Below are 24,898 nucleotides of genomic sequence, written 5' to 3'. Positions count from 1 at the left end.
TGAGGATACTGCACTCCCCTCCCTGCCGGAGTAATAACAATGAATATAGTGCTGTATCTGAGCGTGGTACTGATCTGGGGCACCACCTGGCTGGCGATCTTTCTGCAGCAGGACGCGGCCACTACGCCGGTCTATGTCGCGGTATTCTGGCGATTTCTCTTTGCTTCGCTGCTGATGCTGGTGCTGCTGACGCTTTGCCGCCGTCTGCGATCGCTGGATACGCGCGATCATCTGTTTTGTCTGCTGCAGGGAGGCTGCGTGTTTGGCTTTAACTTTGTCTGTTTCTATCATGCGGCAGCGTGGATTAGCACCGGTCTGGAGTCGGTGATTTTTTCCATGGCGGTGATCTTCAACGCGCTTAACGGCTGGCTCTTTTTTGGTCAGCGCCCGCCGCTGCGCCTGCTGCCTGCCGCGCTGCTCGGTATGAGCGGTATCGTCGCGCTCTTCTGGACTGATATCCGTGCGGCGCACCCCTCGCCGCAGCTGTTATGGGGCGCGGGCCTGAGTGCGCTGGGCACCTTTGGCTTTTCGCTGGGTAATATGATTTCAGCCCGGCATCAGCGCCGCCAGCGCGATATTCTCACCACTAACAGTTACGCCATGCTCTACGGCGCGCTGATCATGGCGGTAATGGCATGGCTTAATGGCGATGCGCTGCAGCTGCCGCGCAATCTGCAGTGGCTGGGCGCGATGAGTTATCTGGCGCTGTTTGGTTCTGTGATTGGATTTGGCGCTTACTTCACGCTGGTGGGTCGCATCGGTGCCAGTCAGGCGGCCTACAGTACGCTACTTTTTCCGCTGGTTGCGCTGACGCTCTCGACAATTTATGAAGGCTATCAGTGGCACGCTAATGCCGTGGCGGGACTGACGCTGATTTTGCTGGGCAACCTGGTGATGTTTATGCGCTGGCCGGTGCGCCGCGCACTGCGGCTGGCCTGACAGCAGAAGCGGGCGTGCAGCCCGCTCTGCTCATCCTCTAACGCCAGCCACCTGCGCCGGACTGAAGCTGCTGTGGCTGATTAAGGGCTTTTCTGGCGATCCAGTACAGCATTACCCGCTCATCATCGCTGTCACGATCGGCCATAGCCAGCAGCTTTAATGACAGCGTGGCTTTGTTGACAGGCTGATGTTCATCGCTTAATTCGATCACCGCCTGACCGATAAGACAGCAGACCTCATCTCCACTCGATACGGATTCATATGCCCGGTCTTTCATATTTCCTCCCGTTGGTTGAAATGTAAGCCTGGCAAACCTCCCGGACTCTGCAGGAAAATCGCCGCGCTCAACACACCTGCTTACATATGTTCATCAGGCGAAACAGCGTGACGTGAATTGTCATGCCGCTGCCATTCATACCGGAAAAATGGCATTTCATTCTCTGTTCCCGGCGGCTGAGGCGGGATCCGGCCACTGCCTCGCGCGTGCGCGCTAAGCTGCCAGCAGACTTCATATTCCCGGACGGGAGATTAACAATGACCACAGCTTCAACGGCGCACTACCGGCGTACCCGCACACTGACTCTGATCGGTACTGTCATTACCCAGCTTGCGCTGGGCTCCGTGTATACCTGGAGTCTCTTTAACGGCGCGCTGGCGCATAAACTGCACGAATCTGTCAGTCAGGTCGCGTTCTCATTTGGGTTGCTGAGTCTGGGGCTGGCTATCGCCTCCTCGCTGGCAGGCAAACTGCAGGAGCGTTTTGGCGTGCGTAATGTGACTATCGGGGCCGGTATTCTGATGGCAGCCGGATTCTGGCTGACCGCTCAGGCCGATAACCTGATGATGCTTTATCTGAGCGCCGGTATTCTGGTAGGCCTGGCGGATGGCGCAGGCTACCTGATGACGCTGTCAAACTGCGTAAAGTGGTTTCCTGAACGCAAAGGTCTTATCTCTGCCTGTTCGATCGGTGCTTATGGCCTGGGCAGTCTGGGTTTCAAATTTGTCTGCGGCACCCTGCTGGATGCGGTCGGCCTGGAACACACCTTTATGATCTGGGGCGTGCTGGCAATGAGCATGATGTTCTGCGGTGCGCTGCTCATGCGCGATGCGCCGGTGCGCACTGCCAGCAGCAATCCGCACCATGCCGGCCGCGATTTTACGCTGGCGCAGGCGATACGCCTGCCGCAATACTGGATGCTGGCGCTGATGTTTCTTACTGCCTGTATGAGCGGCCTGTATGTAATTGGCGTAGCGAAGGATATTGGTGAAGGGATGGTGCATCTTACGCCGCAGATAGCAGCGAGCGCCGTAACGGTTATCGCGATTGCCAACCTTAGCGGCCGGTTAACGCTGGGCGTATTGTCAGACAAAATGGCCCGTATCCGGGTGATCTCACTGGCGCAATGCATTGCGCTCGCAGGCATGAGTATTTTGCTGTTTACCCGTATGAATGAAACCACCTTTTTTGTCTCGCTGGCCTGCGTAGCCTTCAGCTTTGGCGGCACAATCACCGTTTTCCCGGCGCTGATCAGTGACTTCTTTGGCCTGAATAATCTGACAAAAAATTACGGGCTAATCTACCTGGGTTTTGGTATTGGCAGCGTGCTCGGTTCGCTGGTCGCCTCACTGTTCGGCGGCTTTACCGTTACCTTTAGTTTAATCATGACGCTGCTGGTTATCTCGCTGCTGCTTTCACTGAGTGTTCGTCAGCCGCGACGTCAGACAATTAACAAACCGGCTCTGCATAATTGATTAATGTGCGGGCGTGGTCAGCAGACCGCGCCCGCATTTTTTATTAAGTCATTAGCGTTACCAGGTTATTGCCTTTCAGAATTGTCGCGCTATTATAAAGCGTTATTCAGCTTATTCCGATTCAAATAGATATATTTGCCTCGCCGTTCTTTTATTTTGACACATCTGGCAATAGTTATATAAATAAATCTACATTTGCTGCATCTTCACTCCACTATTCTGGCGTAATCTGACCTCACTGGAAAAGAGGAGGTCTTTCCATGAAGAAGCTTATTTCATTAACGTCGATGGCGGTCATGATCAGTTTGCTCAGCGGATGTATTATTGAGCACGACCGTGGCCGCAGCGCTGGCTGGGGTCATGACCGCGGCTGGCACCATGGCCACTACGGGCATCGTCACGGATAATTGGGCAAAGCTCACACAGCACTAATAAAAAAATAAATAGAAAGAACCAGGGCGGGAATATATCCCGCCCTTTTTTTAGCTTTTAATCGCGTAATTACACTGATACCAGGCTTTCTTTAATCCTGGCAGATGACTGTCCTGAGCAGGCAGTGAATCCACTTTATCGAAACCCCGTTCACTGCAGTAATTTGCCAGGTCAACATTCATGGCATCCCGATTAAGGCTATGCGGATCGTAACGATATTGAACAGTGTTCGACGTGTTATCTTCATCTACACGTTCAAATCCGCCAGGCTGATTAACGCTGCAGCCAGCCAGCATAATAAGCGCTAACGCGCCGGTAACGATATTTTTCATTCAGGTGTCCTCTTCAGGCGTCGCAGTGTAAACAACGATGCCCCTGCGCGACTATAGGAAAACGCGCGAAATAGTCTTGATACCAGTGATTTTACCAATTGAATCAATAAAACCAAACGGCTTTTCTTATCATATGACAACTGCGATAGTGCAGTCAGACCACACGATGTCTGCTCCACACCAGGTAATATCAATAATAAAAAAGTAACAAAGTGACCTTTGTGCCCGCGCTGAGCGGGCTTTTTTTCATCGGTTATCCGTTACTGTGCACCATATTACGTAAAAGACCGGCGGCGCGCTTAGCTGGCAATGCGAGAATAGCGCTGTAGAGATCGATAGACATTGCACATAACGCGCTGCGATCAACGGCGGTATCAGCTGGCTGATTGAGCTGCTGAAGTTTATTGCCCCATTTACCGTATAGCTGGTCAACTACCTGACGCAGATCGCGCCGGGCCAGCGGCCGGTCAATCTGCTGTTCCGCCCCCTGACTGCTCAGCAGCAGGGCTTCAAGCGCGTCGCTGTCGCGCTGATAGAGTGCCGGATCCAGCACCTCCTGCAGATTAATCCCGCCGGTGACCTGCGGATAGAGAAACTGAAAACAGCGTTGCGGATTCTGCTGCTGCAGCGCGCGCATCTCTTCCACCGAAACCTGAACATACGCAATGACCGCCTCATCACTGGCGCGGGCCATGCGTTTATTGACGATGTCAGCCAGCCAGCCCCGCAGGTCGCCCAGCGCCCGTTCGGCAGAGGTACCCTGCTGCAGCTTGTGCAGCAATTCACGATTCAGTAATTGCCATAGCTCCGGCTCCTGAACCTTCAGCAGACGGTAGCCCGGTGCCTCGCTAAGCTGCCGCGCAACTGCCTCCGCCTGCACCTTCTCTGCCTGGCGCGGATGCAGCCAGCTAAACCAGATCGCATTAGCCGCCACCAGCGGCAGCATAAACAGCAGCACACCCTGCCAGGCACGCAGCGCCGTGGTGCGTACCAGCATCACGATCACCAGCGCCAGCAATGCAAAAGCGGCCAGCACCGAAATAAAAAGCAGCGTCATAATACGGCGTTAATCCTTACGCACGTCCAGCAGAACCGGACAGGTCGCGCGTTCGATCACTGCCGCGCTGACCGAGCCTTTCAGCAGCCGGTTAAGCGGCGAGAGGTGCCGGCGTCCCATTATAATCATACTGGCGCGCAGTGCTGCAGCCTGCGCCACAATGGTTTCAGCGGCTTCACCCGCCAGGATGACGCCTCTGGCATTCACACCCGCCCGCAGCAGCGGAGCCAGCGCATGACGCACCACCATCTCGGCGGTGTTCTGCTCATCTTTTGCCGCGACAAAATCATCCGGATCTTCACCGGCGTCAATTTCGATAGGCTGGCTGCAGGCTGAATAGGCGGGATCGATACAGCACAGCACCGTGACCGGTGCGTTGAGCGCCAGCGCCTGTTCAAGGGTCAGCGCAATCACTTTCTCCGCGACCGGTGAGTTATCGATAGCCATTAACAACATTTTCATGAGTCGTTACCTCTTCTCCACAGCGGTTATTTTGCCAATTTCGCGCAGCAGCGCCTCTTTACAGGTGATGATCTCTTTGCGATAGCGCGCTTCATGTTGCGCAAAGCGCGCGCCGGGAACCAGCAGCGAGATAGAGAAACGTCCGAACAGTGTGTCAATGGCGACCGCCAGGGTGGTGATCCCTTCAAGCGTTTCACCGCGATCGATCGCCAGGCCACTGCTGCGTACTTCAGCAATCAGCGCCATCAGCTGCGGCAGCGTTTTTACCGTTTTATCCGTGAGTTCCTGCCAGGCATCGCCCACCAGCAGCTGTACATCTTCATCGCTCTCCAGCGCCAGCAGCGCCCGGCCGCCGGAGGTACTGTAGAGCGGCAGATTAAGCCCCATCCGCGGTACGACCCGCAGCTCGCGCGGCGCCACGACATAATGAACGATCGCCAGCTGCGTCCCGCTGGCGCGCGCCAGCGAGACGGTTTCATTAACCGTTGCTGAGAGCTGTTCCAGCAGCGGACGCGCCAGCTCCACCACGTCCGTATGGACGCTGGAGATCAGTTTCAGCAAAGCCGGACCCAGTCTCAGTCCCCTTGCCCCGCTGCTGCGCACCAGCTGAGCGCTGTCGAGCGCTGCCACAATACGCTGTACCGTAGAGCGCGGCAGGTTCACCACCTGTGCTATTTCGCCCAGACTCATACCGCCGGGGTGTTCGCCCAGCGCATGTAAAATTTTTGCCGCACGCGCAATGACCTGAATGCCACCCGCTTTTTCATCCTCACGGCCTGAGGCAGATCCCACCATGATGCGTTCCTTCTGAGCCTGCTTTACTGTAGCGCGAATGATCGCACTTTTGTACCCGGGTATCACATTGCAATACATCATACCGGCATGTAAGATGCGCGTCCTGTATCACATCGTAATACACTGCATCATAAATTCATGAGAGTTCTGTTATGACCGCTTCGCCCGCTGCTCCGCCAGCTCCGCACCCGTTTACACTGCGCCTGGCTCTCGGGCTGGTGGGCGTGCTGATCGCGGCACTGACGTCAGGACTCAACGACCGGGTCACGGATATTGCCCTGGCAGATATCCGCGCTGCGATCGGTATCAGTCACGATCGCGGCAGCTGGATTGTCTCCGGCTATCAGGCAGCTGAAGTCGCCGCGATGATGATTGCACCCTGGTTTGCCGTTACCTTTTCTCTGCGCCGTTTTGCGCTGGCGGTTGCTGCCGGTTTTATGCTGTGCGGCCTCGTGCTGCCGCTGACCCAGGATACGGCACTGTTTATTACACTGCGCGTGCTGCAGGGGATATTTGGCGGTGCGCTGCCGCCGCTGCTGATGACGGTAGCGCTGCGCTTTCTGCCGCCGCCGATCAAACTCTATGGCCTGGGCGCCTATGCGCTTACCGCTACCTTTGGCCCCAATATGGCGGCTTCGCTGGCCGCGTTCTGGACCGATGAGGTGGGCTGGGCGTTTGTATTCTGGCAGGTGATCCCGGTAATGCTGCTGGCGATGGCGCTGATTGCGTGGGGGCTGCCACAGGATCCGCTGCGCCTGGAGCGCTTTCGGCAGATCGACCTGTTTGGCATGCTCACCGGCTGCACCGGCATGGCGCTGCTGATTCTGGCTCTGACGCAGGGAGAGCGGCTGGACTGGCTCAGCTCGCCGCTGTTTACCGCGCTGCTGCTGAGCGCGCTGGCGCTGCTGACGGTATTTCTGATCAACGAGTGGTTTCATCCGCTGCCGCTGTTCAGGCTGCAGATGCTGCGTCGTCCCAACCTGGCACACGGCCTGCTGGCGCTGATGGCGGTGCTGATTCTGGCCCTCTCCGGTTCTGCGCTTCCTTCAGTCTATTTTGGTCAGGTTGAGGGATTCCGTACGCTGCAGTTTGCCCCGCTGGCGCTGACGGTGGGCCTGCCGCAGCTGCTGATTGCCCCGCTGGTCGCTGCCATTCTGAATATTCGCCGGGTCGATTGCCGCTGGATACTGTGCTGCGGCGTGCTGCTGCTGGTCACTGCCTGCCTGCTGGGCACGCAGGTCACCACTGACTGGGCGCGGCAGAACTTCTGGCTGATGCAGATCCTGCAGGCGTTCGGGCAGCCGATGGTGATCCTGCCGGTACTGATGAGCGCCACCAGCGTGGTGGCCCCGCCGGAAGGGCCTTTTGCTTCAGCCATGTTTAACACCGTGCGCGGGTTTTCCAGCATCGCGGCCAGCACCCTGGTGGAGTGGTTTATCAGCCATCGCGAACAGTTTCACTCTCATGTGCTGGTGGATCAGGCCGCCAGCCGCAGCTGGCTGATGACCGCGACCAGCAGCGCGCAGGCAGACAGCAGCACGCCCCTGCTGCCGGATGGCAGCGCCAGCAGCGTGCAGAACCTGAGCGGATTTGCCGCTCTGCTGAAACATCAGGCGCTGGTACTCAGCCTGAGCGATGCCTGGCTGATGCTGACCGGCTTTGGCGCCCTGCTGGTGCTGCTGACGCTCTGCCTGGCGCATCGCGTCTGGCCGCCACAAACATTGATTCAACCTGTTACGTCACGTCGGGAAAACTGATATGCAACTCTCTGCTGTAAAAAGAACGGCGCTGCTAAGCGCCCTGTTAGTGCTGCTGCTCGCGCTCGCCTTCTTTGTCTGGCGTGCAATGACCGCCAACGATCATCGCACCGACGATGCCTGGGTCAATGCGGATTACACCCTGGTCGCCCCTAAAGTTTCAGGCTATATCGCCCGGGTCAGCGTGCAGGATAATCAGCACGTCCGGGCAGGCGATCTGCTGGCAACGCTTGACGATCGCGATTTTCGCGTGGCGCTGGAAACCGCGCGCGCCTCGCTGCAGGTGAGCGAAGCTAAACGGCTGAGCACCCAGGCGCAGCTGGCGCAGCAGCAGGCGACCATCAATCAGGCAAAAGCGACGCTGGCAGCCAGTGAGGCAGCGGCCCGCTACGCCGGTCAGAACGCTGCACGTTATAATCAGCTCTATAAGAGCGGCACTATTGCGGCTGACGATCAGCAAAAAGCAGACGCTAATCAGCGTTCCGCTTCGGCCACGGTACGACAGAGTGAAGCAGCGCTGGACGCGGCGCGTAAGCAGGTTAGTGTCCTGCAGGCAGCCGTGCGTCAGGCAGAGGCGGATGTCGCAGCCGCGCAGGCGAATGTCGACCAGGCGCAGCTTAATCTCTCTTATACCCGTATTGTTGCCCCGGTTGAGGGCATGGTAGGGCAGCGTACGGTACGTCCGGGCGCCTATGTCAGCGCCGGCAGCCGTCTGCTGGCAGTGGTGCCGCTGCAGCAGCTCTACATTACGGCTAACTATCTGGAAACCCAGCTGACCGACGTGCGGCCGGGGCAAAAGGTCAGCGTTACTGTTGATGCACTACCGGGTAAAACCTTTACCGGGCAGATTGACAGCATTGCGCCGGCAACAGGGGCAACTTTCTCTGCCATCTCGCCTGATAATGCAACCGGCAACTATACTAAAGTGGTTCAGCGTCTGCCGGTGAAGATCATGCTTGATGCAGGTCAGCCCGATCTGGCACAGCTGCGCGTCGGCATGTCGGCGATCCCGCATATTGAGACCCATTAAATTGTGAGCAATATCTCAGAACCGGCCTATTTATTTCTGGATCGATTCCGCGTAAATTAGCGCCCGATCCTGTTCCGGTCTGGCCGGGACCACCTGAGTAGAAAGCGTGTAGCGGTGATGAACTCCACCTTTCTCTTATTCTGTTCGGGTTACGCTGGTCTGGGATCGCCATCACGGTAACCGCACAGAGGAGTTATGTTGTGAAATACGCTTTGATGGGCATTTCTTTTTTCGTGTTGCTTTGGGTCGGCACCTTTGTGCTGATGCTCTGAGTACCGGACGGGGCGACCATACCAGTCGCCCCGACTCACGCTTAACGCGTCTCTTCTGCTTCTTTCATCGCTCCCGGTAAGATACCGTCGGCACGGAACATCGCTTTAATCCCCCGCACCGCCTGACGAATGCGATCGCTGTTTTCAATCAGCGCAAAGCGCACGTGTGTATCACCATATTCACCAAAACCGATGCCTGGCGACACGCAAACCTTCGCCTCCTGCAGCAGCAGTTTGGCAAACTCCAGCGAGCCAAGATGCGCATAGCGTTCCGGAATTTTTGCCCAGACGTACATGGAAGCCTTAGGCAAATCCACCATCCAGCCCGCTTCATGCAGCCCTTTTACCAGCACATCACGCCGGCGCTTATACTGCTCAGCGATATCGCGCACGCACTGCTGATCGCCCTCCAGCGCGGCAATGGCTGCCACCTGCAGCGGCGTAAATGTCCCGTAGTCGTGATAGCTTTTGATGCGCGCCAGGGCAGCTACCAGCTCTTTGTTCCCTGTCATGAAACCGATACGCCAGCCCGCCATGTTGTAGCTCTTGGAGAGCGTAAAAAACTCTACGGCCACGTCGCGCGCGCCCGGCACCTGCATGATTGAGGGCGCTTTCCAGCCGTCGTAGGTGATGTCAGCGTAGGCGAGATCGTGGATCACCAGCACGTTATACTGTTTTGCCAGCGCAATCACCCGTTCAAAGAAGTCGAGTTCAACGCACTGAGCGGTGGGATTGGAAGGAAAGCCGAGGATCATCATTTTCGGCTTCGGATAACTTTCGCGAATCGCACGCTCCAGCTCAGTAAAGAAATCCACGCCCGCTACCAGCGGCACGGAGCGAACCTGCGCCCCGGCGATCACCGCACCATAAATATGGATAGGATAGCTGGGGTTCGGCACCAGCACGGTGTCGCCGTGATCGAGCGTGGCGAGCATCAGGTGCGCCAGTCCCTCTTTGGAGCCGATAGTCACAATCGCTTCTGACTCCGGATCGATATCCACCGCATAGCGCTCAGCGTACCAGCGCGAAATCGCCCGGCGCAGGCGCGGGATACCTTTTGAGGTGGAATAGCCATGCGTATCTTCACGCTGCGCCACCTGACAGAGTTTTTCCACAATATGCGGTGGCGTAGCGCCATCCGGATTCCCCATTGAAAAGTCGATAATATCTTCGCCGCGCCGGCGCGCAGCCATCTTCAGTTCAGCGGTAATATTGAATACGTAAGGGGGAAGGCGTTCTATACGCGAGAAACGACGGGGTATGCTGTTATCAGCCATGGTGTCCTCAGGATTACGTGAGCGCCCGGACCGTCCGAGCGACGCAGATCACGTGCTGTGACCTTATCCCGAACATAGCGCGCAGAGCCCTGCACTGTCGAGAGCAGCAGAATATTTTTTTATTTTTCGGGATTCAGGCAACCAAATAACCAATCGTTTACCCACTGTCCGTTTAACAGATAATTATCCCGCAGCGTCCCCTCCAGCATAAAATTATTCTTTTCCAGAATGCGTCTGGATGGCCAGTTACCCTCAATCACCAGCGCTTTCAGCTTATGAAATTCTGCGCTGAACAGAAAACGGACCAGCGCTGCCAGCGCTTCGCTGCCGTAGCCCTGCCCGGTGTGGCTATGGCGTAACATATAGCCAACTTCTGCCTGTCGATAAGGGTGCCATTCGGCGCTGCAGCCAAACAGGCCTATCGGTTCCTGATTTTTTTGCAGGCGCGCCACCAGGCACAGCATATGAAAGCTGGCAGGCTGCCAGGGCGCCAGCCGCTCAGTGAAACGCTGACGAATATCGTTTTCGTCAGGAATTTCGCCTACCCAGGTCATGGTGTCACTGTCTTCATGTACCGCTTTGAAAATCTGCCAGTCTTCCGGCTGCAACCGGCTCAGGGTTAATCGCGGGGTCAGAAGTTGCATGGCGGCGCTCCGCTGCGGGGAATAGTGCAACATAGCAAACTGCCGCAGAGACAGCCAGGGCGCCATTAATGGCGCCCCTGCAGAACTCCGCAGGAGCCGCATTGATGCGGCCCGATAAACCAGGGCGCCATTAATGGCGCCCCTACACAAATCCCGTAGGGGCCGCATTCATGCGGCCCGTTAAAACCAGGGCGCCATTAATGGCGCCCCTACGCACCTCCGTTGGGGCCACGGCGTTATAAATCCCGTAGGGGCCGCATTTATGCGGCCCGTTAAATCCACGGCGTTATAAATCCCGCAGGGGCCGCATTTATGCGGCCCGTTAACCCAGGGCTCCATTAATGGCGCCCCTACGCGCCTCCACAGGGGCCGCGGGCGTTATACACCTCGTAGGGGCCGCATTTATGCGGCCCGTTAAACCCCCAGCGCCATGCTGGCGCATTGCGCGCGCATTTTTTATCATGACACCATGAATGTTCTGTCCCGGAAACGCCTGTGCCCTTCCATTTTGACATGCTGCTGGCGGTGTTTGATCGCGCAGCGCTGATGCTGATTTGCCTGTTTTTCCTTACCCGCACCCGCGTGCTGCGCCAGCTGCTGCAGAAAGATGAGCACACGCTGAACGAGAAAGCGATCGTCACCCTGATTTTCTCGCTGTTTGCGCTATTCAGCACCTGGTCCGGCGTGGCGGTAGATGGCTCGCTGCTGAACGTCCGGGTGATTGCGGTGATGGCGGGCGGTATTCTGTTTGGTCCCTGGGTGGGCGTGACCACCGGCGTCATTGCCGGGCTGCACCGTTTCCTGATCGACATCGATGGCGTCACGTCAGTCCCCTGCCTGATCACCAGTATTATTGCCGGTATCGCTTCAGGCGTAATTAATCGCCGGGTCAGCAAGGAGCAGCGCTGGGGCGCTGGCATCGTGGGCGGCATGCTGTGCGAGGGGCTGACCATGCTTCTGATCCTGTTCTGGGCAAAGCCCGCAGCGCTCGGCCTGACGATTGTCTCTGAAATCGCTCTGCCGATGATTCTGGGCGCCTCCAGTATCGGACTGATTGTGCTGCTGGTGCAGAGCGTAGAAGGTGAAAAAGAGGCGATTGCTGCCCGGCAGGCCAAACTGGCGCTGGAGATAGCGAATAAAACGCTGCCGCTGTTTCGTCAGGTAAACAGCGATGCACTGCGCGAAGTGTGCGATATTATCCGGCGCGACATCCACGCTGACGCGGTGGCAATTACCAATACGCAGCAAATCCAGGCGTATGTCGGCTATGGCGAACAGAACTATCACAATGGCGACGATGGCATCAGCCCTACCACCGCGCAGGCGATTGCCAGCGGCAAAATCATTATCAAAAACAATGATGAAGCGCACCGCACGCGCGATATTCACTCTATGCTGGTGATCCCGCTCTGGGAACAGGGCCAGGTGACCGGCACGCTGAAAATTTACTATCGCCGGGCGCACCGCATTACCGGCTCGCTGAAAGAGATGGCCATCGGGCTGTCGCAAATTATCTCGACCCAGCTGGAGGTGTCGCGCGCTGAACAGCTGCGCGAGATGGCGAATAAAGCTGAACTGCGCGCGCTGCAGAGCAAAATTAACCCTCATTTTCTGTTTAACGCCCTGAACGCGATCTCGGCATCAATCCGGATGAATCCCGATACCGCCCGTCAGCTGGTTATCAACCTGTCGCGTTACCTGCGTTACAATCTGGAACTCAATGAGGATCAACTGATCGATATCAAGAAAGAGCTCTGGCAGGTAAAAGATTATATTGCCATCGAGCAGGCGCGTTTCGGCGATAAATTGTCGATGATCTACGATATCGACGACGATCTGCACTTCAGTCTGCCCAGCCTGCTGATTCAGCCTCTGGTGGAGAATGCCATCGTGCACGGTATTCAGCCGTGCCGCGGCAAAGGTGTGGTAACGCTCAGCGTGAAAGATCTTGGCGACCGGGTACGTATCGCAGTACGCGATACCGGCCCGGGGATCAGCGACGAGGTGGTCAGTCGCGTTGCGCGCAATGAGATGCCGGGCAATAAAATCGGCCTGCTGAATGTCCACCACCGTGTCAGATTACTGACCGGCCAGGGGCTAATGATTGTGCGTCACCAGCCGGGGACAGAGATCGCCTTTAGCCTGCCGAAAACCAGCCAGCCTCTGCCTGCCGCCCTCAGCGTTCAACCGGAAATGACAGTATGAAAGCCATAATTGTGGAAGATGAGTTTCTGGCGCGCCAGGAGCTTAGCTGGATGATTCAGCAGCACAGTCAGATCACCGTAGAAGCAAGCTTTGATGACGGGCTGGATGTACTGAAATATCTGCAGACGCATCGGGTTGACGTGATTTTTCTCGATATTAATATTCCGTCGCTGGACGGCATGCTGCTGGCGCAGAATATTCATCAGTTTACCCACAAGCCCCTGATTGTTTTTATCACCGCCTGGAAAGATCATGCGGTGGAGGCATTCGAACTCGACGCCTTCGATTACATCCTTAAGCCCTATCATGAGGCGCGCATTATCACCATGCTGAACAAGCTGGAGGCCGCCACGCAGCCGCCGCCGCTGCAGAGCAGCCTGGCAGTCACGCCACAGACAGTAAATCTGCAGAAAGATGAGCGCATTATCGTTACCGATATCAACGATATTTATTATGTGGAAGCGCATGAGAAGCTGACGTTTGTTTATACGCGGCGGGAAGCTTACGTCATGTCGGTGGCCATCAGTGAATTCTGCAGCCGGCTGCCGGAGACGCTGTTTTTTCGCTGTCATCGCTCTTACTGCGTGAATCTGAGTAAAATTCGCGAGATAGAGCCGTGGTTTAATAATACCTATCTGCTGAAGCTGCGCGATCTGGAGGCGCAGGTTCCGGTAAGCCGCAGTAAAGCCAGACCGTTCCGGCAGCTGATGCGGCTGTAAGGCGGACGACCCGCGCCGTCCGCCGGTACCTCAGAGCACGCGACCCAGCGCCTGACGCAGATGCGCACCGGCACCCAGCAGGCCGGGCTGATCGTGTGTGATCATATACACCGGAATATCGACCAGATAGTCGCGGAAGCGCCCTTTGTCTTCAAATGCCGCGCGGAAGCCGGAGGCTTTGAAAAACTCCAGGAAACGCGGCACGATGCCGCCCGCAATATAGACGCCACCAAAAGTGCCGAGATTCAGCGCCAGGTTCCCGCCAAAGCGTCCCATAATCACGCAGAACAGCGTCAGCGCGCGGCGGCAGTCGATACAGGTATCCTGCAATGCACGCTCGGTCACATCTTTTGGCTTGAGGTTTTGCGGCTCACGCGCGTCTGATTTCACAATCGCGCGGTAAAGATTAACCAGTCCGGCACCTGACAGCACGCGCTCGGCCGAAACGTGGCCCATTTCTGCCCGCAGCACTTCAAGGATCTGATCTTCCTCTTCGCTGTTTGGCGCGAAATCGACGTGTCCGCCCTCGCCCGGCAGACTGACCCAGCGCTGATTCACATGTACCAGATGGCTGACGCCCAGTCCGGTACCCGCGCCGTAAATGGCAATCGGCTTATCTTTAACCGGTGCTTTTCCGCCAAACTGGATCACTTCATTGTCTGTCAGCATCGGGATCGCCATGGAGACGGCGGTGAAGTCGTTGATAATTTCCAGCGTGCTGAAGCCCAGATTCTGTTTCATCTGACGCGTTGAGAATGCCCAGTCGTGGTTGGTCATCTCGACCCAGTCTTCGGTGATCGGACAGGCGATAGCAATACAGCCATCCGTCACTGCCTGCTGCTGCTCCGCCAGATAAAAACGGATAACGGCTTCAAGATTGTCGTAGTCTGATGTGGAGAATGTTTTGGCGTGTGAGATGGCGCCGGTCTCAACCTCACACAGCGCGAGACGAGCGTTGGTGCCGCCCACATCGCCGACCAGGGCGTATTTTGTCATTCTTCTGCTGCTCCGCTTGGGTCATAAATAGTGGCAAACACTATAGAAGCCTGCCAATAAAACAACAACGCCCGCCGGTGAGGCGGACGCGGTTAATCCAGTGTGATGCACAGCCTGGCGATTGTCAGGCCATCTGTATAGAGGCAACTTTCTTAAACTGCACCACTATTACGCTGGTGCAGGGCTGCGGTGACTTTACGCAGCAGCGGCGGCAGATCCTGTTTCTCCATTACCACTTCAATCAGCGACAAACGCGCGGTTTCGCTGACCACCGCCATCGCGGCCTCCAGCTGCGCGGTTTCACTGACCCGCCAGCTCTGCGCCGCCCCTTCCAGGCTCATTGCCTGCGGCAGTGCGGTCCAGTTCCAGCGCGCAATGTCATTATAACGCTGTTCCGGGCCGTGAATGGCCCGCTCTACGGTATAGCCATCGTTATTGATAAGGAAAATAACCGGGCGCTGGCCGTCCCGCTGCATGGAGCCCAGCTCCTGAATGGTCAGCTGCGCTGAGCCATCGCCAATGATCAGGATAACCCGGCGGTCGGGCCGTGCTGTCTGTGCACCAAACGCCGCAGGCAGCGTATAGCCAATCGAGCCCCACAGCGGCTGTACCAGCAGCTGCGCCCCTTCCGGCAGCTGCAGGGCCGCAGCGCCAAATGCCGCCGTGCCCTGATCGGCGAGGATAATATCACCCGGCAGCAGGAAGTGCTGTATTGCCTGCCAGAATGCCTGCTGAGTGATTATCCCTGCAGCGATCTGCTGGTTTTCCTCGCACTTCATGCTCTCTCCGGTTGCCCAGCGCTGGCAGTGACGCTGATAAACCGGCTGCAGCGCGGCCAGCGCCTCTTTCATCGTGAGCACAAAGCGTTCACCCGCCACGCTGGTATAAAACGGCTGAATATCGATAAGGCGCTCAGAAGGCAGCTGCTGGGTGAAGCCAGCGGTCAGGGTATCGGTGAAGCGCACGCCTGCGCACAGCGTGACATCCGTCGCCTCAATTGCCTGCCGAATGGCCACGCTGCTGCCCGCCGCCGCGTACGTGCCGACAAAACCGGCCTGCTGCTCATTCAGGACCCCTTTGCCCATCAGCAGCGTCGCTGCCGGGATCGCGCGCAGCTCGCGCAATCCGGCCAGCTGCGCGGCTACGCCCCAGCGAGCGGCGAGAAAGTCAGCCAGCAGCGCCACGCGCTGTGCCGGTGCCAGCAGACGCTCAGCCGCCGTCGCAAACGCGGCGGCGACATCTGCGTTTTCACTGTGCGGCTCAGCGCGTGCTAATGGCGGATCTATCGCAGCCGCGGCGACATCCACCGCCAGCAGCAGGTAGCCCGGCCGGTGTTCATGCAGCGCAACGCTCACCACGCGGTCAATCTCCGCTGCAGCGTTTTCTGCCGTCAGCACCGCTGTTGCCGCATTCACCTCCTGTGCCATACGCAGGAAAGGATGAAAGTCGCCGTCACCCAGCGAATGATGTACGCACTCCCCCTGCTGCTGCACCGTCAGCGCCGGCGCACCGACAATCTGGATCACCGGCACATATTCGGCGTAGCTGCCGGCGATGCCGTTAATCGCGCTCAGTTCGCCTACGCCAAAGGTGGTCAGCAGCGCCGCCGCTCCCTGACAGCGACCATAGCCGTCAGCCGCATAGGCGGCATTAAGCTCATTGGCACAGCCTACCCAGGTAATAGCCGGATGGGCGATCACGCTGTCGAGAAACTGCAGATTATAATCGCCCGGCACCCCAAACAGGTGACGGATGCCAGCCTGTTCCAGCCGCTGTAACAGATAGTCGCTTACGGTGAACGTCTTCATCTGATGCTCCTTCCAGGGGGAATGTTCTGGAGTATCAGTGATGGGTCTGAAATGAAGCGACTTTTTCATCGCGATCGCACCGGGCGCAATGGCAAGCATTCGTTACGGCATGATATCTCTCTGCAGAATGGGATCTTTCACGCTTTTTAGCGCAGTGTAAACGCATACACTGAGCGGCCAGAATACGCTTTTTTATTACAGGATAACCTCAAGCCATGCCTGTTTTTCCTCATCCCGATCGTTATCAGCAGATGCACTATCGTCGCAGTGGCCAAAGCGGCCTGAAACTGCCCGCTATTTCACTGGGACTCTGGCACAACTTTGGTGATGCGACGCGCGTTGATACCAGTCGCGAACTGCTGCGTCACGCCTTTAACTGCGGTATTACCCATTTCGATTTGGCCAATAACTATGGTCCGCCGCCCGGCTCAGCAGAGAGTAACTTTGGCCGTATTTTACGGGAGGATTTTTCCGGTCTGCGCGATGAGCTGGTGATTTCGACTAAAGCGGGATACACCATGTGGGATGGGCCCTATGGTGACTGGGGTTCGCGTAAATACCTGATTGCCAGTCTCGATCAGAGCCTGAAACGCATGGGTCTGGAGTATGTGGATATCTTTTATCATCATCGTCCCGATCCGCATACGCCGCTGGAAGAGACGATGCGCGCGCTCGACCATTGCGTGCGTCAGGGGAAAGCGCTCTACGTTGCGCTTTCTAATTATCCGGCTGAGCAGGCCGCACGCGCCATAGCGCTGCTGCGTGAACTGGGCACGCCATGTCTGATTCATCAGCCACGTTATTCTCTGTTTGAACGCGGTCCTGAACAGGGTCTGCTGGATGTGCTGGGCGAACAGGGAACCGGCTGCATCGCCTTTTCGCCGCTGGCGGGCGGCATACTGACCGATCGCTATTTACAGGGTGTTCCGCAGGATTCACGCGCCGCCAGCGGCAGTAAATTTCTGAATGAGGACCAGCTTACCGCAGAGAAAATGGAAAGAGTCCGGCAATTGCAGACGCTGGCGCAGCAGCGCGGGCAGAAGCTGGCGCAGATGGCGCTCAGCTGGGTATTACGCGATCCACGCATCACTTCTGTGTTGATTGGTGCCAGCAAAACCGCGCAGATTGACGATGCAGTAGCCATGCTGAGCCAGCCGGCGCTTACCTCTGAAGAGCTGCAGTCCATTGATCAGATCCTGATGTAACCGCTCTCTTTTACGGCAGCAGAGACTATTAACAGCCCACATAATCTGCTGCCGTCGTGTTTTTTCAGACTAAATCTCAAGGCTAAGCTGGTCCGATGTGGCACACTGGCCTGACGACAGCAGTGATAAGCTGTCGCAAGGAGATAACATGAAATCTGCACTTTTCGTTGCCGTTTTGCTGGCAACATTATCGCCGCTGGTGCCACACACAGCCCATGCGACCAGCGCTACCATCAATCTTGCTCCCGGCGTCAGTTTACAGCTGGGTGAACGCGACCGTCGCGGCTATTACTGGGATGGCGGCAACTGGCGTGAACCGCGCTGGTGGAACGATCGCTACCAGTATAATGAGCATCGCTGGTGGCGTCATGAAGAGTGGAAGCGTCATAAAGCGTGGGAGCGCGACCGCGAACATGAACGACGCCGGCATGAGCGGGAACGTCGCGAGCACTGGCGACACGGTGGCCCGCCGCATCATCATCGTGATCATCATGACCACCATCACTGATCCCTCTCCCGGCGCTTTCGCGCCGGTTTTTACGCTACCAGCCGAGCGCCTCCCCCACCAGTAAATAGATGTTCAGTGCCACCACCAGCATCACAATCAGCCGGCCGGTGTTCTGCATCAGGCGGGAGTTCACCAGTTCATCTCCCATCAGTTCACGATTACCGGTAAATGCCAGCAGCGGGATCAGCGCCAGCGCGATGCCAAAGCTCAGCAGCACCTGACTCATCACCAGAATGCGCGTCGGGTCCCAGCCAGCCCAGATAACAATAAACGAGGGCAGCATGGTAATTACCCGCCGGACCCACAGCGGAATATGAAACCGGATAAAGCCCTGCATAACCACCTGCCCTGCCAGGGTGCCGACCACCGTGGAAGAGAGTCCGGCCGCCACCAAACTCAGCCCAAAGACAATTGCCGCGGCCTGCCCGAGCAGTGGTTCCAGCGTCAGGTACGCCTGATCGAGATCAACAATGGAGGTGTGTCCGCTGAAGTGAAACGCCGCCGCTGCCGTAGCCATCATCGCCAGGTTAACGAAACCGGCAATGGTCATGGCGATCGCCACATCCAGCTTGGTAGAGGAGTAACGTTCTGCTTTAGTGCCTTTATTACCGTGCTGAGTCAGCGCTGAATGCAGATAGATAACGTGCGGCATAATGGTTGCACCCAGTACACCGGCTGCCAGAAATACCGCATCAGAGCCCGGCAGCGAAGGCAGAGCCATACCGGTGAGGAGCTGACTGACGCTGGGCTGAGAAAAAAAGAGTTCCACAATATAGGCTGCGGCGACAAACAGCAGCAGGCCACCAATCACCCGCTCCAGGGGTTTCTGTCCACGGCTTTGCAGCATCAGGATCAAAAATGTCGCAATTCCCGTCAGTACCGCACCCTGCAGAAGTGAAATGCCCAGCAGCAGTTTAAAGCCCAGTGCCGCGCCGATAAACTCCGCCAGGTCAGTCGCCATCGCGATGATTTCGGCCTGCACCCAGTAGAACCAGACGGCGGGACGTGGAAAACGGTCGCGTATGTGCTCCGCCAGATTTTTACCGGTGGCGATCCCCAGCTTGGCTGACATCAGCTGGATCAGCATGGCCATTACGTTTGCCCACACCACCACCCACAGCAGCTTATAGCCATAGGCCGCTCCTGCCTGGATATTGGTGGCAAAATTACCCGGATCGATATAACCGATAGCGGCAATGAATGCCGGTCCAAGCAGGGCAAGCTTGAGTTTTCTGGCTCCGCGGGCGGCGCGCTCTGCGGTGCGACTTTCTGACATAGTGTGATCCTGTCCTGACGCGTGTAGACCCGTTGAGTTTAAAGAGGCTTACAGGCGAGTAAAATCTGGTTATATTTATCGCAGTAATAGATGGTGCTATAAAGTATAGCCAATGCTATACATCAACGCAAAGATCGGCCACAGGCAAAGCATAGCCCGGTTTTACTCTACGCCCGGAACAAATTATAAACAATCTCTGTGTGGATAAATTGTGTGAGCAGTTTGTTACGGTGATGTGAGCAGGCAGAGTTATCCGGAAAAAATTGCGATACTGAATACTTATAATGCGGGTTTGATCTCGTTTTTAAGTAACGTGTTACATAGAATACGCAGCAAAATACAACCCTCCTCAAATTTGGAGCCGATATGTCCCATATTTTGCATTTCCTTTTAGCACTGGTGGTCGTCGGCGTGCTGGCCCTGCTGGTCAGTCACGACCGTAAAAGTATTCGCTTTCGCTATATTGCACAGCTTTTAGTGATTGAACTCCTGCTGGCGTGGTTTTTCCTGACCTCTGAAGCCGGCCTGGGCTTTGTTAAAGGCTTTGCCAGCATGTTTGATTACCTGCTGAAGTATGCCGGGGAAGGCACTAACTTTGTTTTTGGCGGCATGAATGAAAAGGGCCTCGCCTTCTTCTTCCTTAATGTTTTATGCCCTATCGTCTTTATCTCTGCGCTGATCGGTATTTTGCAGCATTTTCGCATTCTGCCGTGGATCATTCGCGGTATCGGAACCGTGCTGTCAAAAGTAAACGGCATGGGCAAGCTGGAGTCTTTCAACGCCGTCAGTTCTCTGATTCTGGGACAGTCAGAAAACTTCATCGCGTATAAAGATATTCTTGGCAAAATGTCGCAGCGCCGTATGTACACCATGGCGGCTACCGCTATGTCGACCGTATCGATGTCGATTGTTGGCGCCTACATGACCATGCTGCAGCCGAAATATGTGGTCGCCGCACTGGTGCTGAATATGTTCAGTACCTTTATTGTTCTGTCGCTGATCAACCCTTACCGCGTAGAAAACGAAGAAGATCTGCAGCTGCAGGACCTGCATAAAGGTCAGAGCTTCTTTGAGATGCTGGGTGAATATATTCTTGCCGGTTTTAAAGTGGCGATCATCGTTGCCGCTATGCTGATTGGCTTCATCGCCCTGATCTCCGGGCTGAATGCGCTGTTTGACCTGATTTTCGGCATCAGCTTCCAGGGTGTGCTGGGCTATGTCTTCTATCCGTTTGCCTGGGTAATGGGTGTTCCGGCTCATGAAGCGCTGCAGGTTGGCAGTATCATGGCTACCAAACTGGTTTCTAACGAATTTGTGGCGATGATGGATCTGCAGAAAGTCGCGGGCCAGCTGTCACCGAACGCCGAGGGCATCCTTTCGGTGTTCCTGGTGTCGTTCGCTAACTTCTCATCCATCGGCATTGTTGCTGGCGCGATCAAAGGCCTGCACGAAGAACAGGGCAATGTGGTATCACGCTTTGGTCTGAAGCTGCTCTACGGCTCTACGCTGGTCAGCGTACTCTCTGCTGCGATTGCCGGTCTGGTACTCGCGTTCTGATTCTCCGGGCGGGCTTCGGCCCGCCCTGCTCTCTTTTGCCTGCCAGCCTGCCCTCAGTGCAACACGTCCCGCTTTTCTCCGCGCTTTCTGCGCATCCTTCATTTTCGCAAACGGAATAGCCGCCGCTATAAAGCGTGCGTTGCAGACAGCAGAGTTGCAGCCAGAACCGACAGAGAAGCGTTACGCAGGAAGAAACTGGAAATCAGAGGAAATGAGTCAGATAACAACAAAGATTTGGTGGAGATAAGCGGGATCGAACCGCTGACCTCTTGCATGCCATGCAAGCGCTCTCCCAGCTGAGCTATACCCCCACATCTGGAATCATTTTTTCGGTGCAAACCGTTGGGCGCGGTTTGGTGGAGCTAAGCGGGATCGAACCGCTGACCTCTTGCATGCCATGCAAGCGCTCTCCCAGCTGAGCTATAGCCCCGTACCGAAAAAACTGCCGGGCAGACCCGACGGACGGCATAATATGAAACCGCCTTGAGTGTGTCAACGGCAAATTCTCGTTCTGTGTTCAATCGCTGAAAAAGACGGCAAACCCGTGTTGTGCTGACCTTTTTTTCACCCTTTATTCTCTCTGCCTCTCTGTTGTGCCCGAAAAGCAGCGCGCTGACCGGTTACATTCAGGTTAAAGATGTTAGCGCCAGGCTTGTTTTCGTTAATGGTCCGTGTAAAACTTCGCACGCTAATTAACCGGTTAACCTGCCAGGGTAAGCACCTTAATAACCGGAAAAAACCATCCCATTGTTTAATAAAAGAAAAAGAGAATTATGTCGCTACATACTCCCAAAGAGATCGCCCAGCTGGCGATTCAGGCTGGCGTGGCTAAAAGCCGTCTGCCCGTTTCAACCCTATTAATCCTTGGCTTTATGGCTGGTGCCTTTATCGCTACCGGCTTCCTGCTGGATCTGCACGTCATTAACCAGCTGCCTGCCGAATGGGGCTCATTCTCCAGCTTCCTGGGGGCCGCCGTGTTCCCGGTGGGTCTGATTCTGACCGTGCTGGCCGGCGGCGAGCTGCTGACGGGCAATATGATGACGCTGCCGGTGGCGTGGTTTGCCCGCCGCATCAGCGGCCTGAGCGTACTGCGTAACTGGTTCTGGGTTACGCTTGCGAACTTTATCGGCAGCGTGGCCGTTGCGTGGTTCTTTGGGCATATGCTGGGTATGACGGAAGGCGATTACCTGAAAAAAACCGTTGCCATTGCACACGCTAAAGTCAGCGCCGATTTCCTGCATGCCTTTATCTCTGGTGTGGGCTGCAACTGGCTGGTCTGCCTGGCCGTGTGGCTGGCGTTTGCCAGTAAAGATATGGTGGGCAAGATCATGGGAATGTGGTTCCCGGTGATGGCGTTCGTTGCCATTGGTTTCCAGCACGTCGTAGCGAATATGTTTATTGTGCCGGCGGCTATCTTTGCGGGTCAGATGAGCTGGGTCGAGTTTGCGCCTAACGTTATTGCCGTGTTCCTCGGCAACGCCGTAGGGGGAGCCATTTTCGTCGGTCTGACCTATTTCCTGGCCTTCCGCCCTGAACAGGCGGTTGCACGCGAAGCCTCGTAACCTATTAATGTCTTTTATTGGTCGTAAAAAGCATTTTCTGTCCGGATTACTTTTCCCAGTAACGTTTTGTTGTAATATGTAGAGCTAATGTATTCAACAGGGACAGCATCGTGAAAAAGGAATGGCTAACCCCCGAAGAGCTCGCGCTTGAAACGGGCTACAGTCGGCAGACGGTGAACAAATGGATCAAACGCGAAAACTGGACCACCACGCCTAAGCCCGGTGTACAGGGCGGCAAAGCGCGTTTGATCCATATCGATGAGCGGGTGAAAAGCTTTATTCAGTCCACCCGCCACGCCAGTGAACCGGCCGCAAATTACGCCGCCCAGCAGAATACGTTACCTGCGTTATTAATAAATTCTGTCCAGCAAATGACGCCGACAGAACAGGACCAGCTCGCCGCCCTTTTACTGCGTGAAGGGATCCGCGGTGTACTGGAAAGGCTGGGTATTCAGGATGCATAAAAAAGCCGGAGGCAGCTGCTTCCGGCTTTTTTGTTGTGCCTGATAACGCTCCCGCAGCGAGCGAGAGCGATAAACTGTCAGGCGTTAGCTTCGCGCTCCGCAATAAATGCCAGCGCTTTATCAATACGCGCTACGCTGCGGCTGCGGCCAATTGCTTCAACGGTGACATCCAGCGCCGGCGACTGCCCTGCTCCGGTAACGGCGACACGCAGCGGCATGCCCACTTTACCCATCCCCAGCTCAAGTTCATCCGCCGCGCTCTGAATCGCATGGTGAATCTGCTCTGCATTCCAGTCACTGTCGCTCAGGGCAGCCAGCTTATCGCGGACCTGCTCCAGCGGCTGACGCGCAACCGGGCGCAGATGTTTCTTCGCGGCATCGGCATCAAAAGCATCAAACTCTTCATAGAAGTAGCGGCATGAGGCGGCAATCTCCACCAGCGTTTTGCAGCGGTCGCCCAGCAGCGTCACCAGTTTTGCCAGCTCGGGTCCGGTACGGGTATCGATCTGCTGCTGTTCAATGTGCCACTGCAGATGCGTTGCCACATACTCAGGCGGCAGCGTCGTAATATAGTGGTGGTTCAGCCACTGCAGCTTTTCAGTGTTGAAAGCGCTGGCTGATTTGCTGACCGCATCCAGCGTAAACAGTGATTTCATCTCAGGGATGCTAAAGATCTCCTGATCGCCATGTGACCAGCCTAGGCGAACCAGGTAGTTAAGCAGCGCTTCCGGCAGATAGCCATCGTCGCGATACTGCATGACGCCTACTGCGCCGTGACGCTTGGAGAGTTTTTTGCCATCATCCCCGAGAATCATTGAGACGTGCGCGTAAACAGGAACCTGCGCGCCAATCGCCTTCAGAATGTTGATCTGACGCGGGGTGTTATTAATGTGATCTTCACCACGGATAACGTGCGTGATCCCCATGTCCCAGTCATCCACCACTACACAGAAGTTGTAGGTAGGCGAACCATCGGTACGACGGATGATCAGATCGTCAAGCTCCTGATTGCTGAATTCAATCGGGCCGCGGATCTGATCGTCAAAAATGACGGAGCCATCCTGCGGATTACGGAAACGCACCACGCAGGGTTCATCAGCGGCGTGATGTTCATGGCTGTCGCGGCAGCGGCCGTCATAACGTGGCTTCTCACCCTTTGCCATCTGCTCTTCACGCAGTGCATCGAGGCGCTCGCGGGAGCAGTAGCACTTATAGGCGGTGCCCGCTTCCAGCATCTCATCAATGACGTGGTTATAGCGGTCAAACCGTTTGGTCTGATAATAAGGGCCTTCATCCCAGTCAAGACTCAGCCAGTTCATGCCATCCATGATGGCTTCAATCGCTTCCGGCGTGGAGCGCTCCAGGTCGGTATCCTCAATACGCAGGACAAACTCGCCTTCGTAATGACGTGCGAAAAGCCAGGAGTAAAGCGCGGTGCGGGCGCCTCCAACGTGCAGGTAGCCGGTCGGGCTGGGGGCGAAGCGGGTTTTAATTTTCATTCAGCATTGCCTTAGATGCGCAGGTTTCCTTGTCTGGATGACAAAAAAACAGGTTAACGCGAAAAAACAGTGCGCACATTCTAGCAGGTGGGGATGATTCCTCAATCACTCTCACCGCCCCTGCCGCCGCGCAAATGGCTTTTTCTGCTAATAAAACCAGCACATTGGCTAAAACCCCTTCAGGGTGACTATTTTTAAAGCGAACGAACATTTTAATTTTAAAAAGCGTTGACTCACTTCGAAGGATCCCTATAATGCGACTCCACACAGCGGGGGTGATTAGCTCAGTTGGTAGAGCATCTCCCTTACAAGGAGGGGGTCGGCGGTTCGAACCCGTCATCACCCACCAC

Annotated in this window: 24 protein-coding genes and 3 tRNA genes; 14 read left to right on the top strand and 13 right to left on the bottom strand. The window is 56.0% G+C overall.

Annotation, left to right across the window (positions count from 1 at the left end):
* The first annotated feature begins 39 nt into the window (after positions 1-39).
* A complete protein-coding gene (locus SB719_RS00135; protein WP_412158744.1) occupies positions 40-939 on the top strand; it encodes a DMT family transporter in 900 nt (299 codons plus the stop codon).
* 37 nt (positions 940-976) lie between these two features.
* Here the strand turns inward: SB719_RS00135 and SB719_RS00130 are convergent, their stop codons facing one another.
* Entirely contained in the window at positions 977-1,216 is a 240-nt protein-coding gene (locus SB719_RS00130; RefSeq protein WP_065648774.1) for a hypothetical protein, read from the bottom strand.
* A gap of 257 nt (positions 1,217-1,473) precedes the next feature.
* Between SB719_RS00130 and SB719_RS00125 the strand changes: the two genes are divergently transcribed.
* The gene (locus SB719_RS00125; protein WP_412158743.1) at positions 1,474-2,691 is read left to right on the top strand and encodes an OFA family MFS transporter; all 1,218 of its coding nucleotides are present in this window, start codon (positions 1,474-1,476) and stop codon (positions 2,689-2,691) included.
* 260 nt (positions 2,692-2,951) lie between these two features.
* Positions 2,952-3,098: a hypothetical protein gene (locus tag SB719_RS00120; RefSeq protein ID WP_167350666.1), complete on the top strand. Its 147-nt coding sequence runs from the start codon at positions 2,952-2,954 to the stop codon at positions 3,096-3,098.
* Positions 3,099-3,173: 75 nt separating this feature from the next.
* Here the strand turns inward: SB719_RS00120 and SB719_RS00115 are convergent, their stop codons facing one another.
* From SB719_RS00115 to SB719_RS00100, 4 genes are all read right to left on the bottom strand, one after another.
* Complete coding sequence (locus SB719_RS00115) at positions 3,174-3,455, bottom strand: hypothetical protein (protein WP_039379385.1); 282 nt, start codon at positions 3,453-3,455, stop codon at positions 3,174-3,176.
* Between the two features lie 253 nt (positions 3,456-3,708).
* Complete coding sequence (locus SB719_RS00110; RefSeq protein ID WP_412158742.1) at positions 3,709-4,512, bottom strand: hypothetical protein; 804 nt, start codon at positions 4,510-4,512, stop codon at positions 3,709-3,711.
* A 9-nt stretch (positions 4,513-4,521) separates the two neighbouring features.
* A complete protein-coding gene (locus SB719_RS00105) occupies positions 4,522-4,974 on the bottom strand; it encodes a universal stress protein (RefSeq protein WP_039379390.1) in 453 nt (150 codons plus the stop codon).
* Between the two features lie 6 nt (positions 4,975-4,980).
* Entirely contained in the window at positions 4,981-5,769 is a 789-nt protein-coding gene (locus SB719_RS00100; protein ID WP_314687515.1) for an IclR family transcriptional regulator, read from the bottom strand.
* A 152-nt stretch (positions 5,770-5,921) separates the two neighbouring features.
* On the opposite strand from SB719_RS00100, the gene SB719_RS00095 reads away from it, so the two are divergent.
* The 3 genes from SB719_RS00095 (at position 5,922) to ypdK (ending at position 8,828) form a co-directional block, all read left to right on the top strand.
* Entirely contained in the window at positions 5,922-7,526 is a 1,605-nt protein-coding gene (locus SB719_RS00095) for an MFS transporter (RefSeq protein WP_314687513.1), read from the top strand.
* 1 nt (position 7,527) lies between these two features.
* Positions 7,528-8,556, top strand: a complete 1,029-nt coding sequence (locus SB719_RS00090) for an HlyD family secretion protein (protein WP_065648768.1) — start codon at positions 7,528-7,530, stop codon at positions 8,554-8,556.
* 200 nt (positions 8,557-8,756) lie between these two features.
* The gene (gene ypdK, locus SB719_RS00085; RefSeq protein WP_006120362.1) at positions 8,757-8,828 is read left to right on the top strand and encodes a membrane protein YpdK; all 72 of its coding nucleotides are present in this window, start codon (positions 8,757-8,759) and stop codon (positions 8,826-8,828) included.
* Positions 8,829-8,869: 41 nt separating this feature from the next.
* On the opposite strand, the gene alaC is transcribed toward ypdK, so the two are convergent.
* Positions 8,870-10,105: an alanine transaminase gene (alaC, locus tag SB719_RS00080; protein WP_314687511.1), complete on the bottom strand. Its 1,236-nt coding sequence runs from the start codon at positions 10,103-10,105 to the stop codon at positions 8,870-8,872.
* Positions 10,106-10,224: 119 nt separating this feature from the next.
* Positions 10,225-10,749 carry a GNAT family N-acetyltransferase gene (locus SB719_RS00075; protein WP_314687509.1) on the bottom strand — a complete coding sequence of 175 codons (525 nt, stop codon included), beginning with the start codon at positions 10,747-10,749 and terminating at the stop codon, positions 10,225-10,227.
* Positions 10,750-11,262: 513 nt separating this feature from the next.
* Between SB719_RS00075 and SB719_RS00070 the strand changes: the two genes are divergently transcribed.
* Together SB719_RS00070 and SB719_RS00065 are read left to right on the top strand one after the other, a co-directional pair.
* On the top strand, positions 11,263-12,954 hold the full coding sequence (locus tag SB719_RS00070; protein ID WP_412158905.1) for a LytS/YhcK type 5TM receptor domain-containing protein: 1,692 nt from the start codon (positions 11,263-11,265) through the stop codon (positions 12,952-12,954).
* Positions 12,951-13,673, top strand: coding sequence for a LytTR family DNA-binding domain-containing protein (locus SB719_RS00065; RefSeq protein WP_314687507.1), 723 nt, complete (start codon positions 12,951-12,953; stop codon positions 13,671-13,673). The genes SB719_RS00070 and SB719_RS00065 overlap by 4 nt, the downstream gene beginning before the upstream one ends.
* A 30-nt stretch (positions 13,674-13,703) precedes the next feature.
* Here the strand turns inward: SB719_RS00065 and glk are convergent, their stop codons facing one another.
* A complete protein-coding gene (gene glk / locus SB719_RS00060; protein WP_065648764.1) occupies positions 13,704-14,669 on the bottom strand; it encodes a glucokinase in 966 nt (321 codons plus the stop codon).
* 152 nt (positions 14,670-14,821) lie between these two features.
* Positions 14,822-16,477 (bottom strand): alpha-keto acid decarboxylase family protein, encoded by a 1,656-nt coding sequence (locus SB719_RS00055; protein ID WP_412158741.1) that lies wholly within the window; start codon positions 16,475-16,477, stop codon positions 14,822-14,824.
* A 215-nt stretch (positions 16,478-16,692) separates the two neighbouring features.
* On the opposite strand from SB719_RS00055, the gene mgrA reads away from it, so the two are divergent.
* Both mgrA and SB719_RS00045 read left to right on the top strand, forming a co-directional pair.
* Complete coding sequence (gene mgrA / locus SB719_RS00050) at positions 16,693-17,682, top strand: L-glyceraldehyde 3-phosphate reductase (RefSeq protein WP_304235553.1); 990 nt, start codon at positions 16,693-16,695, stop codon at positions 17,680-17,682.
* A 148-nt stretch (positions 17,683-17,830) separates the two neighbouring features.
* The gene (locus SB719_RS00045; RefSeq protein WP_304235550.1) at positions 17,831-18,190 is read left to right on the top strand and encodes a DUF2502 domain-containing protein; all 360 of its coding nucleotides are present in this window, start codon (positions 17,831-17,833) and stop codon (positions 18,188-18,190) included.
* Positions 18,191-18,224: 34 nt separating this feature from the next.
* On the opposite strand, the gene SB719_RS00040 is transcribed toward SB719_RS00045, so the two are convergent.
* Positions 18,225-19,466 carry an Nramp family divalent metal transporter gene (locus SB719_RS00040; protein ID WP_065648760.1) on the bottom strand — a complete coding sequence of 414 codons (1,242 nt, stop codon included), beginning with the start codon at positions 19,464-19,466 and terminating at the stop codon, positions 18,225-18,227.
* Positions 19,467-19,832: 366 nt separating this feature from the next.
* On the opposite strand from SB719_RS00040, the gene SB719_RS00035 reads away from it, so the two are divergent.
* Positions 19,833-21,023, top strand: a complete 1,191-nt coding sequence (locus tag SB719_RS00035) for a NupC/NupG family nucleoside CNT transporter (RefSeq protein ID WP_039379419.1) — start codon at positions 19,833-19,835, stop codon at positions 21,021-21,023.
* A gap of 235 nt (positions 21,024-21,258) precedes the next feature.
* On the opposite strand, the gene SB719_RS00030 is transcribed toward SB719_RS00035, so the two are convergent.
* Positions 21,259-21,334, bottom strand: a tRNA-Ala gene (locus SB719_RS00030).
* Positions 21,335-21,377: 43 nt separating this feature from the next.
* Positions 21,378-21,453, bottom strand: a tRNA-Ala gene (locus SB719_RS00025).
* Positions 21,454-21,796: 343 nt separating this feature from the next.
* Here SB719_RS00025 and SB719_RS00020 point away from each other — a divergent pair.
* Entirely contained in the window at positions 21,797-22,585 is a 789-nt protein-coding gene (locus tag SB719_RS00020) for a formate/nitrite transporter family protein (RefSeq protein WP_065648757.1), read from the top strand.
* Positions 22,586-22,695: 110 nt separating this feature from the next.
* Positions 22,696-23,049, top strand: coding sequence for a YfeC-like transcriptional regulator (locus SB719_RS00015; RefSeq protein ID WP_065648756.1), 354 nt, complete (start codon positions 22,696-22,698; stop codon positions 23,047-23,049).
* 77 nt (positions 23,050-23,126) lie between these two features.
* Here SB719_RS00015 and gltX read toward each other — a convergent pair whose 3' ends face one another.
* A complete protein-coding gene (gene gltX, locus SB719_RS00010; RefSeq protein WP_304235545.1) occupies positions 23,127-24,548 on the bottom strand; it encodes a glutamate--tRNA ligase in 1,422 nt (473 codons plus the stop codon).
* Positions 24,549-24,821: 273 nt separating this feature from the next.
* On the opposite strand from gltX, the gene SB719_RS00005 reads away from it, so the two are divergent.
* Positions 24,822-24,897: transfer RNA gene (locus SB719_RS00005), tRNA-Val, on the top strand.
* Position 24,898: the final 1 nt, after the last annotated feature.

Source organism: Pantoea sp. SIMBA_079 (assembly GCF_046940275.1).
In the GTDB taxonomy this organism is placed as follows: Bacteria; Pseudomonadota; Gammaproteobacteria; order Enterobacterales; family Enterobacteriaceae; genus Pantoea; species Pantoea borealis.
This window is presented reverse-complemented; position numbering and strand designations above follow the sequence as displayed.